Here is a 12,110-nt window from a genome sequence, read left to right on the forward strand (position 1 = left end):
GTGAGCCGGTTTTGCGAGCCCCGCAGTCGCGAACGAAAGGAGGCTCGGCCGTGAGCACCGTGCTGATCGCGAACCGGGGCGAGATCGCCCGGCGGATCATCCGGACCGCCTCTCGTCTGGGCCTCCGGACGGTCGCGGTCTTCTCCGATGCCGACCGGGCCGCGCCGCACGTGCGCGAGGCGGACGCCGCAGTCCGGCTCGGCCCCGCCCCGGCCCGCGACTCCTACCTTCGCCGCGACCTGATCCTGGCCGCCGCGCTGGACAGTGGCGCCGGGATCGTCCACCCCGGCTACGGATTCCTCTCCGAGAGCGCCGATTTCGCCCGCGAGGTCGAGGCGGCCGGGCTGACGTTCGCCGGCCCGACGCCCGAGCAGATCGTCGCGTTCGGCGCCAAGCACACCGCCCGGGCCCTCGCCGAGCAGGCGGGGGTTCCGCTGCTGGCCGGCACGGGACTGCTCGGTTCGGCCGACGAGGCGGTGGCCGCGGCCGAGGCGATCGGCCTGCCGGTGATGCTGAAGGCGACCGGCGGCGGAGGCGGTATCGGCATGCAGGCCTGTGCCACGGCCGGCGAGGTGCGCACCGCCTTCGAGCGGGTCCAGGCGCTGGCCCGGGCCAACTTCGACTCCGCCGGCGTCTTCCTGGAGCGGCTGGTCCGGCCCGCCCGCCACGTCGAGGTGCAGGTCTTCGGCGACGGCGCGGGGCGGATCGCGGTGCTCGGCGACCGGGACTGTTCGCTGCAGCGGCGCAACCAGAAGGTGATCGAGGAGGCGCCCGCCCCGGGTCTGCCCGCACCGATCAGAGAGCGGCTGCACGCGAGCGCCCGGGCCCTGCTGGCCACGGTGGACTACCGGGGCGCCGGCACGGTCGAGTTCGTCTACGACCCGGTCCGGCAGGAGGCCGCCTTCCTGGAGGTCAACACCCGGCTGCAGGTCGAGCACCCGGTCACCGAGGAGGTCTTCGGGGTCGACCTGGTCGCGCTGCAGCTGCAGCTGGCCGGTGCCGGGACGGTGGATCCCGCCGTGTTCGAGCGGGACTGGCAGTCGTCGGGGTTCGCGGTGGAGGCACGGGTCTACGCCGAGGACCCGGCGAAGGATTCGCTGCCGTCCGCCGGCCTGGTCACCCGGGCGGAGTTCCCGCCGGACGTCCGGGTGGACGGCTACGTCGAGACCGGCCTGGAGGTGTCGCCCTACTACGACCCGATGCTCGCCAAGATCATCGCCACCGGTGACACCCGCGACGAGGCCCTCGATCGGCTCGGCGCGGCGCTGGACGCGACCCGGATCGACGGCATCGTCACCAACCTGGGGCTGCTGCGCTCGCTCACCGATCACACCGACCTGCGCGCCGCCGTCCACTCGACCACGACTCTGCAGTCCACCACCGACCCCCGGCCGCGGATCGACGTGCTCGCGCCGGGGCCGATGACCACCGTCCAGGAACTCCCGGGACGGCTCGGCTACTGGCACGTCGGGGTGCCGCCGAGCGGGCCGTACGACGCCGTCTCGTTCGCCGAGGCGAACCTCGCGGTCGGCAACCCGGCCGGGAAACCGGCCCTCGAGGTCACCGCGGGCGGCCTGTCGGTCCGGTTCTCCACGCCGTCGACGGTCGCGGTGACGGGCGCTCCGGTGCCGCTCGCCCTCGACGACGAGCCGGTGGAGCTCTGGACCGCGATCGACGTGCCCGCCGGTGGAGTACTCACCCTCGGCGCCTCGACCGGCCCCGGGTTGCGCACCTACCTGGCCGTGCGCGGCGGCCTGGACGTGCCGTCCTATCTGGGCAGCGCGGCCACGTTCACGCTGGGTGGGTTCGGTGGCCACGGCGGCCGGGCGCTGCTCGCCGGTGACGTGCTGCGCCCCTTTCCGGCCACCGGATCTGCACCAGAAGACACTCCCCCGGAGCGCCGCCCCCACCTGACCGACAGCTGGCAGATCGGGGTCACCGAAGGACCGCACGCCGCGCCGGAGTTCTTCACCCGCGCGGACATCGACACGCTCTACGCCACCGACTACCAGGTGCACCACAACTCCGCGCGGACCGGCATCCGGCTGATCGGCCCGAAGCCCACCTGGGCGCGGCCCGACGGCGGTGAGGCCGGCCTGCACCCGTCCAACATCCATGACACCCCGTACGCGGTCGGTGCCCTGGACTTCACCGGCGACACCCCGATCATTCTCGGACCCGACGGGCCGTCCCTGGGCGGCTTCGTCTGCCCGGCCGTGGTGGCCAGCGGAGAGCTGTGGAAGCTCGGCCAGCTCCGGCCGGGCGACACCGTCCGGTTCGTGCCGGTCCGGGAGGTCGATGCGGCCGCCCTCGCCGACCGGCGCAGCGCCCCGGCCGTCATCACCGGAGGCGGCGACGGTGACGACGGCCTACTCGGCCGGATCGAGGCGGACGCGGACCGCCCGGCCGTGACCTACCGGCGCGACGGCGACGACAACCTGCTCGTCGAGTACGGGCCGATGGAGCTCGATCTGGCGCTGCGCATGCGGATTCACGCGTTGCAGGAGACCCTCGCCCGGCACACGCCCGCGGGGATCCTCGACGTCACACCCGGGATCCGGTCGCTGCAGGTGCACACCGACGCGAGCGTGCTGAAGGCCCGCGACGCCGCCGCCCTGCTGCGCGAACTGGAGGCCGAGGTGCCGCCCACGCACGAGCTGGTCGTCCCCTCGCGCACCGTCCGGCTGCCGCTGAGCTGGGACGATCCGGCCACCCGGCTGGCCATCGAGCGGTACATGGCCGGCGTTCGCGACGACGCGCCCTGGTGCCCGTGGAACATCGAGTTCATCCGCCGGATCAACGGCCTGGACACCCCCGACGACGTCTACCGCACCGTGTTCGACGCCAGCTATCTGGTGCTCGGGCTCGGCGACGTCTACCTGGGCGCGCCGGTCGCCACCCCGCTGGACCCGCGGCACCGCCTGGTCACCACGAAGTACAACCCGGCCCGCACGTGGACGGCGGAGAACTCGGTCGGGATCGGCGGGGCGTACCTGTGCATCTACGGCATGGAGGGGCCCGGCGGCTACCAGTTCGTCGGCCGTACGGTGCAGATCTGGAACCGTTTCCGCTACCGCGACCAGCCCTGGGCGCTGCGGTTCTTCGACCGCATCGAATGGTACCCGGTCACCGCCGACGAGCTGCTCGAACTGCGCGCCGAGAGCGACGCCGGGCGACTCGCCTCGGACACCGCCGAGGGATCGTTCTCGCTGGCGGAATATGACGCGTTCCTCGCCGCGAACGCGGAGTCGATCGCGTCGTTCCGGACCCAGCAGTCGGCGGCGTTCGAGGCGGAGAAGGAACGCTGGCGGGTGGCCGGCGAGTTCGACCGGCGGGACCCGGAACCGGCGGCCTCGGCCGAAGAGGTGGCGTTGCCGGCCGGGGCCACGGCGGTGACCGCGCCGTTCACCGCCACGGTCTGGCAGCTGAACGCCGCGCCCGGTGACGTGCTGGCCGCCGATGATCCCGTGCTGTCCCTGGAAGCGATGAAGATGGAGGCGAAGGTGACCACACCGGTACGCGGCACCCTGGTGGAGCTGTACGTGAAGGCCGGCGAGCAGGTCGCGCCCGGCCAGATCCTCGCGGCGGTCCGGCCGTGACCGCGGGCGCGGTGGCCCGGGTCGAGGCCGCCTTCGATCGGATCGAGGCGGCCGACCGGCCGGAGATCTGGATCTCGCTGCGCGACCGGGCTTCGGCGATTGCCGAGGCGTCCCCGGTGGATCCGGCCTTGCCGCTGGCCGGCCTGGTCTTCGCGGTCAAGGACAACATTGATGTGTACGACCTGCCGACCACCGCAGGCGCCCCCTCCTACGCCTACCGCCCGGATGCCGACGCCACCGCGGTGGCCCGGTTGCGGGCGGCGGGCGCGATCGTGATCGGCAAGACGAACCTCGACCAGTTCGCCACCGGCCTGGTCGGCACGCGCAGCCCCTACGGCGCCGTCCGCAACGCCTGGGACCCGGCGCGCATCTCCGGCGGCTCGTCGTCCGGTTCGGCGGTGGCGGTCGCGCTCGGCCTCGTCGACTTCGCGCTCGGCACCGACACGGCCGGCTCCGGCCGGGTGCCGGCCGCGCTGAACGGGATCGTCGGGGTGAAGCCGACCAAGGGCCTGGTCCCGGTCACCGGGGTGGTGCCGGCCTGCTACTCGCTCGACTGCGTGACCGTCTTCGCCCGGGACCTGACCCTCGGCCGTACCGTCGCCGAATTGATGGAAGGTGTTGACCCGGCCGATCCGCTCTCCCGGTCCGCTCCCCTTTCGGTAGCCGCACCGGCCCGGCCCCGCCTTGCCGTCCCCACCGCCGCGCACCTGGAAGGTCTCGCGCCCGGCTGGCGGGAGGCGTTCGAAGCGGCCGTCCGCCGGTTCGCCGACACCGGCGCCGAGATCGTCGAGGTCGACGTCGCACCCCTGCTCGAGGCGGCGTCCCTGCTGTACGGCGGGGCGTTCGTGGCCGAGCGGTACAGCGCCGTCGGCGCCCACCTGGAGAAGCACGCCGACCTGATCGGCACCGACCTGGACCCGGCCGTCGCCGGCATCATCCTCGCCGGCAAGGAGAAGACCGCCGCCGACTGGGCCACCGACACCGGCCGGCTCGCCGCGCTGAGCGCCGCCGGGCGGGCCGCGCTGGCCGGCTGCGACGCGCTGCTCACCCCGACCACCACCTGGCACCCGACCCTGGCCGAGGTGGCCGCCGACCCGATCGGGGCCAACGCGCGGATGGGCCGCTTCACCAACTTCGCGAACCTGCTCGACTACGCCTCCCTCGCCGTACCGGCCGGGTTCGTGGGTGGCCTGCCGTTCGGGGTCATGCTGACCGGGGCCGCGTTCACCGACCGCGCGCTGGCCGACCTGGCCCGCCGGTTCGCCAACCCGGGCATCGAGCTGTTCGTGGTCGGCGCCCACCTCACCGGCCAGCCGCTGAACGTCCAGCTGACCGCGGCCGGCGGCACGCTCGTCGCGGCCACCGAAACCGCGCCGAACTACGCCCTGCACGTGCTCGACACCGATCCGCCCAAGCCGGGACTGGTCCGGGTCGGCGACGGCGGGTGCAGCATCAAGGGCGAGCTGTGGCGGCTCCCGGCGGACGGTTTCGGGGCCTTCGTCGGCGCCCTGCCCTCACCGATGGCCATCGGCCGGGTGACCCTGATCGACGCCACGTCGGTCAGCGGCTTCCTGGTCGAACCGGCGGCGCTGGAGAACGCGCCCGACATCAGCCACCTCGGCGGCTGGCGCGCCTACCTCGCCGAACCCGCCGTGCACGGGTGACCGCGGTGGCGTACCACCGGCCGGACAGGCGCCGGAACGGCGTGTGGAAGGCTGAGGACATGACGCAGCAGGCTCGACCGGGGCGGCCGCGGCACGCTCCCGCCTCGGGCCCGGCCGGCGCCACCGCCCGCGAGCAGATCCTGGACGCGGCGGCCGCGCTGTTCGCCGAGCACGGCTTCGCCGCGACCACCACCCGCATGATCGCCGAGCGGGTCGGCATCCGGCAGGCGTCGCTCTATTACCACTTCGCCGGCAAGGACGACCTGCTCATCGAGCTGCTGACCACCTCGGTGCGGCCCAGCCTGGACGCCGTGCGCCGGATCGAGGCTCTCGTCCCGGGAAACGCCAGCGCCGCCGCGGCGCTCTACCTGCTCGCCTTGATCGACGTGGAGACCCTGAGCCGCACGCCGCACAACATCGGCACGCTCTATCTGCTCCCCGAGGTGCAGCACGAGCGTTACGACTCGTTCCGCGCCGAGCGCCAGGAGCTGCAGGACGCCTACGGCCGCCTGGGCGCCCGGACGGCCGGCCCCGAGGTGCTGGCCGGCACCAGCGCACAGCGCCTCGGCGAGCTGCTCATCCAGGTCACCGAGGTGGTGATCCAGCTCCGCCGCACCCGCGAGCCGGACAGCGCCGACGCCCAGACGATCGCCGACTCCTGCCTGCGCTTGTGCGGCTGCCCGCAGCCCACGATCGACCGGGCCCGCGCCGAGGCCGCCGAACTCCGCCTCGCGTAGCCGCTATCCGGGTTCATCCGGGAAACCCTCGCCCGGCCGCGCCACATCGGACAGTCAGTGGCGTACAGGAAAGTAAACGAGGGGGGAAACGATGAACATCAGGAAGCGGGTGATCGGCGCGGGGGCGGCCGTCGCCTTCGTGGCCGGCACCGCCGGTGTGGTCACCGCCGTGGCGGCGAGTCCGGCCGCGGCCATCCCGGCGTCGCAGTCGATCTGCTCGATGCCCGGCTTCGAGTTCTTCTCGGACGCCGGCTGGATCACCATGCTGCCGGCGAGGTCGGTCGTGACGACCGGTGCGACCACGCTCAAGGTATCGGCGACCGCGGACGTCGGCGTCGACAACGCCAACAACGCGGAGGTACGGCTCGGCTGGGCGATCAACGGCGGGCAGCCGAGCGAGGGCGTCTTCGGGCCGGCGAACTTCGCCAGTCACGCCAACACGTGGGAGACCCGGACGACCTGGGGGCTCATCAGCGTCGGGGCCGGCACCACCACGGTGCAGCCGTACATCCGGCTCAGCGCGCCGCTGCTGTCGCCGAGCGCGCACATCCTCCACCGGTGCTTCACCATCGAAGCCACCACCGCCTGACTCGAGGGTCAGGCGGCTCCGGACCGGTCCTCGTCGAGTGCGGCGAGGTCGGTCCGGATCCGGTCCGCCTCCGGCACGCCCAGCTCGGCGTAGAGCGTCACGGCGTGCCGGAGATGCCGGCGGGCGAGCGCCCGCTGGTCGAGGGCGCGGTGCGCGGCGCCCAGGCCGGCGTGGGCGCGGGCCTGCTGGTCCAGGTCGCCGATGTCCGCCGCGAGGGTGTGCGCGGCCTCGTGGTGGGCGAGCGCCTCGGCCGGGCGGCCGCCGAGGTGCGCGGCCTCGCCGAGCCCGTTGAGCGCCCACACCTCGCCGTCACGCTGCCCGATGGCGGTGACGATGGCCAGCGACCGGCGGTGGAAGTCGGCGGCCAGGGCGGGCTGAGCGAGCCGGGCGTGCAGGGTGCCCAGCTCGTCCAGCACGCAGGCCTCGCCGGCCCGGTTGCCGAGCCGCTGGTACGCCGACAGCGCCTGCCGGAGATGGCGGGCGGCAAGCCGGTGGCGGCCCAGCCGGGTGTTGGCGGCGCCCAGGTTGGTCTGCGCCCCGGCCGCGGCGATGACGTCGCCGGCGGCGCGGTTCAGCGCCAGGGCCTGGGCCTGCCGCTCGGCGGCCCGCTCGTGGTCGCCCAGCCGCGATTCGAGAAAGCCGAGATTGCTCAGGGCAGCTGATTCCGCGCTGCGGTCGCCGGACCGCCGGCTCAGCTCGAGCGCTCGTTCGTAGTGGTCGGCGGCCGGGCGGAGGCGGCCGCGCCGTTCCTCGACGCCGCCGAGGTTGGTCAGCGCCCGCGCCTCGCCGTCCGAGTCGCCGATCTGCCGGAACAGGGCCTGGGCCCGCTGGAGAAGCTCGGCGGCCTGGTCGTAGTGGCCGAGCCGGCGGTAGGTGACACCGAGGCTGCCCAGGGCCAGCGCTGCGCCGCCGGTGTCGCCGGCGGCCCGGGCGGCCCGGTGGGCGTGGCCGTGCACGGTCAGCGCGTCGGCCGAGTGGCCGCCGCCCTGCAGGTAGCGGAACAGGATCGGGGACAGTCGCGTGGCGTGGGCGGGCCAGCCCTGGGTCGCGGCGTGCGCGGCCATCGCGACCAGCGTGGGCCGCTCGGCGTCCAGCCAGGCACGCGCCGCGAGGGGATCGGCCATCGGCGGCAGCGGCGTGCCGGGCGCGGGCACCGGCGGCCGCCGGTGCGCCTCGCCCGGGTGCTGGATGTCGGCCGCGGCGGCGGCGCCGGCCAGGTAGAGGTCGAACACCCGGGTCAGCGCGGCCCGGCGCTCCGCCGGCGGGTCCTCGTCCCGGGACCGTTCGGCGGCGAACGCGCGGACCAGGTCGTGGAACGTGTAGCGACCGGCCGCGGCCCGCAGCAGCAGATGGTCCGCGCCGAGGTCGCGCAGGCCCGCTCCGGCCGTGTCCGGATCGATGCCGGTGAGGGCGGCCGCGGCGTACGCGTCGAGGTCCGGTCCTGGATGTGCGGCAGCCAGGCGAAGCAGCCGGCGCCGGTCGGCGTCCAGCCGCCGGTAGGACAGGTCGAGGGCGAGCTGCACGCCGGCGTCCAGGCGCCGCTGCCGGTGCCGTTGGTCGAGCCGGTCGGCGTGGTCGGTCAGGGTCCACCCGGTGGCGCCGCGGATGTGGCCGGCGACCAGACCGACGGCAAGTGGCAGGTGACCGCAGCGCTCGGCGATCCGGGTGGCCGCCGCCGGGTCGGCGCCCACCGGCACGCCGGTCGCGGCCCGGGTCAGCAGACTGACCGCCTCGGCCGCGGTGAACACCTCCACTGCCAGGTGCGCAGCGTCCGGCAGGCCGGCGAGCGTGCGCCGGCTGGTCACCAGCACCGGGCAGCCCGGCGTGGCCGGGAGCAGCGGCCGGACCGTCTCCTCGTCCGCCGCGTTGTCGAGCACGACCAGCGTCCGGCTGCCGGCGAGCCGCTCCCGGAAGGCGGCGGTCCGCGCGTCCAGCTCGTGCGGCACCTGATGGCCGGGGACGCCCAGCAGGCGCAGGAATCCGTCGAGGACGGCGGCCGGTTGCGCCGGCGGCTGGGCCGGGTCGGGATGGAATCCGCGCAGATTGACGAACAGCACCCGATCGGCGAGGCCCTCCTCGCGGAAGCGGCCGGCGGCGTGCACGGCGAGCTGGGTCTTGCCCACCCCGGCCATCCCGGAGAGGACCACCGGTACGCCGTTGCCCAGCGCCACGCGCAGCCGGCCCAGCTCGGCGGCGCGGCCGGTGAACGAGTCCAGCTCCTCCGGCAGCGCGTCCTGGACCCGGACCTGGGTCGCCGCCCGGGCCTGGCCCTCGACCACCTGGAGCGCCTGCCGCCACTGCGACACATACCCCGGGTCGGGGTGCAGCGCCTGGACCACCGCGGCCACCAGGTCGGCGTTGACCCGCCGCCGGCCGGCCCGGAAGCAGTCCGCGACGGTGCTCTTGCCGGCCAGCTCGCCGCGCGGGCGCCCGGCCTCGGCCCACGCCGCGTTGATCCGGCCGGTGATCGTCTCGTACGACGGGTCGCCGGCCCAGACCTTCAGCGCGCGAAGCCGCTCGGCGAGATCGTCGAGGGTGCCGGCCTGCCCCGGGTCGGGCAGCGCCGCGAAGGGTGGGAGCGCCATGCGAGCCTCCTGTGTGGACGCTCCGACACTAAGGCTCGAACGGGCGGCGGGCAGTCAGCGGCAGGACAGCGGGTCAGGATTGGCCGCGGTCGCGGGGCGGGACGTGGTCGTCGTACGCGCCGATTCTTCCGCGGTGGCGTTCGCCGTTCAGCAGTGGCCACGGGTCGGGTTTGCATCCGTGCAGGCCGAGGGTCTGCTGCTGCATGACCGGGGCGGCCTCACCCTGGCCGGGGCAGAGTTCGTGGGCCTGGCCGAGGCGGTGGCCGACCTCGTGGTTGATGACGTATTGGCGATAGACGTCGAGGCTCGCGCCGTAGCCCGGCACGCCCTTGGCCCAGCGGGCCACGTTGATCACGACCTCGTCGTGGGTGCGGCAGGAGGTGTAGCCGTCGGCTGCTCCCTCGCAGAGGCTGTCGCGGGTCTTCGGAGTCACCAGGTGGATCGTGAAGTCCGCCCGGTCGGCCGGGCCGACGCGCTTCAGTCGCCAGTCGCCGGCCCCGGTCCAGCTGCGGGGGTCGCGCAGGATGGCGGTGACCGTGGCGGCGAACGCGGCGGCGGTGATGCCGTGGATGTCGCGTTCCACCGCGACGTGGTATCGCAGCAGGGTGCCCTTCGTGCCGGCCGGGGCGGCGGTCTCCCCCGCCGCGACCGCGTAGCTCCGGCTGCCGGACGCGGGGTAGGTGATCCGGACCGGCGGCGCCGGAGACGGCGGCGCCGGAGATGCCGCGACCGTGGCGGCCGCCGTCGCGGACGGGGCGGCCCGTGGCTGCGCGCGGACCGCCGTGCCGCAGCCGGCCAGCAGAAAGCAGCCGGCCAGCAGAAACAGCATCGCGGCGACGGCCGTTAGTCGAGTTGATCTCACATTCCCCTGACGTGCGCGAGCCGATCGCGGTTGCATCCCGGGACTTGTCGTACCCGCCACGTAAGTTGTCGGCATGACGGACGACACCGCCCTCACCGAAGCCGGCTTCGCCGCCGCCGTCGACCAGGCGCAGGCCGCCGCGAAGTCGTATTACGACACCGGCGACGTGCTGATGACCGACGCCGACTACGACGCGTTGCTCGACCGCATCGCCGAGGCGAAGACGGCGCATCCGGGGTGGGACGACCGCGGTGTCACGACGCGGGTCGCGGCGGGTGTGTCCGGTGGCGGCGACGTGCGGCACCCGGTGCCGATGATGTCGCTCGGCAAGGTCACCGGCGAGGATGAGGTGCGCGCGTTCGTCGCCAGTCTCGGCGGCGACCCCTGCCTGGTCGAGGTCAAGCTCGACGGGCTCGCGATCCGGGTGGAATACGCGTCGGGCCGGCTCGCCCTGGCGGCGCTGCGGGGCGACGGCAGCACCGGGGAAAATGTCACCGCCCAGGTGCTGCGGGGTGTTGCCGGGCTGCCCGCCCGGCTCGGCACGGCGTGGACGGGTGAGGTCCGCGGCGAGATCTACATGACCGTCGCCGACTTCGAGGCGGCCAGTGCCAACCGGGTCGCGGCCGGCGCCAAGGCGTTCATCAACTCGCGCGGCGCGGTCGCCGGGTCGATCCGGAGCGCCGACCGCACCTACGAGACGCCGATGACCTTCGCGGCGTACGACGTGTCCGGTCAGTTCGGCTCCCACCAGGAGCGCATGACCCAGGCGGTGGAGCTCGGCTTCCCGGTGGCCGGGCGGCTCGCCACCGGCGATTTCCAGGTCGCCGCCGATGCCGAGACCGCGCTCGCCGCCGTCGCGCACATCGGCGAGCTGCGCCGCGGCCTGGAGTTCCCGATCGACGGCGCGGTGCTCACCGCCGACCTCGAGTCGACCCGCCGTCGGCTCGGCTCCGGCAGCCGCACGCCGCACTGGGCGGCCGCGTTCAAATACCCGGCCGACACCGGCTCGACGGTTCTGCGCGACATCGAGGTCCGGGTCGGACGCACCGGCCGCATCACGTTGCGGGCCGTGCTCGACCCGGTCTTCGTCGACGGCACCACGATCACCTACGCGACGCTGCACAACCCGAAGTTCGTCGAGGAGCAGGGCCTCGCGATCGGTCAGACCGTCGCCGTGTGGCGGGCCGGCGACGTCATCCCGCGGGTCACCGCGCCCATCGGCGAGCAGCCGCACGGCCTCACCCCGTGGGTGGCGCCGGAGACCTGCCCGCAGTGCGGCGAGCCATGGGACAAATCCAGCCTGCTCTGGCGCTGCCACACGGCCTCGTGCAGCGCCACCAACGCACTGGAATATTGGTGCAGCCGCGAGGCGATGGACGTCGAGGGGGCGGGCGAGGCGCTCTGCGTCGCCCTGGTCAACACCGGCCTGGCGAACGACGTGGCCGACCTCTATGTGCTGACCGCCGAGCAACTGGCCGAGCTGCCGGTCGGCAACACCAAGGCCGGCGGTGTCGTGCTGCTCGGCAAGCTCAACGCGGCCAAGGTCGTCGCGTCGCTCGAACACAGCAAGACCCAGCCGTTCAACCGGGTCATCACCGGCCTCGGCATCCGGATGACCGGCCGCAGCGTCGGCCGCTGGCTCGCTGCCCGGTTCAAGACCATGGACGCGCTGCGCGCCGCCACCGTCGAGGAGATCGCCGAGATCGACAAGATGGGCCTGATCAAGGCCCAGCACGTCGTCGACGGCCTCGCCGCCATGGCCGGCGTCATCGACCGGCTCGCCGCCGCCGGCGTGACCATGAGCGTCCCCGAGACCGAGGGCGACAAGCCGCTGGAGGGTAAGACGTACGTGGTCAGTGGCAGCGTCCCCGGGTACACCCGCACCACGGTGAGCGAGCGCATCGAGCAGCTGGGCGGCCGGGCCAGCGGCAGCGTCTCGGCGAGCACCACGGCGCTGGTCACCTCCGAGACGGCCACGGCCAAGGCGACCAGGGCCGCCAAGCTCGGCATTCCGATCATCGACCCGGCCGAGTTCGCGGAGTTGCTCGGAGACTGATAACCAAATGGGGGAATT

7 protein-coding genes are annotated in these 12,110 nt (G+C 73.9%); 5 read left to right on the forward strand and 2 right to left on the reverse strand.

Annotated features, from left to right (window positions below; genetic code table 11):
- The first annotated feature begins 50 nt into the window (after positions 1-50).
- The 4 genes from uca to AB0E90_RS06040 all read left to right on the forward strand — a co-directional run bounded on the left by uca (position 51) and on the right by AB0E90_RS06040 (position 6,589).
- Entirely contained in the window at positions 51-3,599 is a 3,549-nt protein-coding gene (uca, locus tag AB0E90_RS06025; RefSeq protein WP_360399964.1) for an urea carboxylase, read from the forward strand.
- A complete protein-coding gene (atzF, locus tag AB0E90_RS06030; protein ID WP_360399967.1) occupies positions 3,596-5,263 on the forward strand; it encodes an allophanate hydrolase in 1,668 nt (555 codons plus the stop codon). Before uca ends, atzF begins: the two co-directional genes overlap by 4 nt.
- A 59-nt stretch (positions 5,264-5,322) precedes the next feature.
- A complete protein-coding gene (locus AB0E90_RS06035) occupies positions 5,323-6,000 on the forward strand; it encodes a helix-turn-helix domain-containing protein (RefSeq protein WP_360399970.1) in 678 nt (225 codons plus the stop codon).
- Between the two features lie 91 nt (positions 6,001-6,091).
- Complete coding sequence (locus tag AB0E90_RS06040) at positions 6,092-6,589, forward strand: hypothetical protein (protein WP_360399973.1); 498 nt, start codon at positions 6,092-6,094, stop codon at positions 6,587-6,589.
- 8 nt (positions 6,590-6,597) lie between these two features.
- On the opposite strand, the gene AB0E90_RS06045 is transcribed toward AB0E90_RS06040, so the two are convergent.
- On the reverse strand, positions 6,598-9,174 hold the full coding sequence (locus AB0E90_RS06045) for a tetratricopeptide repeat protein (RefSeq protein ID WP_360399976.1): 2,577 nt from the start codon (positions 9,172-9,174) through the stop codon (positions 6,598-6,600).
- Between the two features lie 73 nt (positions 9,175-9,247).
- Positions 9,248-10,003, reverse strand: a complete 756-nt coding sequence (locus tag AB0E90_RS06050; RefSeq protein WP_360399979.1) for a DUF3152 domain-containing protein — start codon at positions 10,001-10,003, stop codon at positions 9,248-9,250.
- A gap of 106 nt (positions 10,004-10,109) precedes the next feature.
- Here AB0E90_RS06050 and ligA point away from each other — a divergent pair, with 106 nt between their 5' ends.
- Complete coding sequence (gene ligA, locus AB0E90_RS06055) at positions 10,110-12,092, forward strand: NAD-dependent DNA ligase LigA (protein WP_360399982.1); 1,983 nt, start codon at positions 10,110-10,112, stop codon at positions 12,090-12,092.
- Positions 12,093-12,110: the final 18 nt, after the last annotated feature.

The sequence above is a fragment of the Actinoplanes sp. NPDC026619 genome, assembly GCF_040638295.1.
GTDB lineage: Bacteria > Actinomycetota > Actinomycetes > Mycobacteriales > Micromonosporaceae > Actinoplanes.

Excerpts from the sequence above, each read along its gene's own strand:
- AB0E90_RS06035 (WP_360399970.1), top strand. The coding sequence starts at position 5,323 with ATGACGCAGCAGGCTCGACCGGGGCGGCCGCGGCACGCTCCCGCCTCG.
- AB0E90_RS06040 (WP_360399973.1), top strand. The coding sequence starts at position 6,092 with ATGAACATCAGGAAGCGGGTGATCGGCGCGGGGGCGGCCGTCGCCTTC.
- AB0E90_RS06045 (WP_360399976.1), bottom strand. The coding sequence starts at position 9,174 with ATGGCGCTCCCACCCTTCGCGGCGCTGCCCGACCCGGGGCAGGCCGGC.
- AB0E90_RS06050 (WP_360399979.1), bottom strand. The coding sequence starts at position 10,003 with ATGCTGTTTCTGCTGGCCGGCTGCTTTCTGCTGGCCGGCTGCGGCACG.
- ligA (WP_360399982.1), top strand. The coding sequence starts at position 10,110 with ATGACGGACGACACCGCCCTCACCGAAGCCGGCTTCGCCGCCGCCGTC.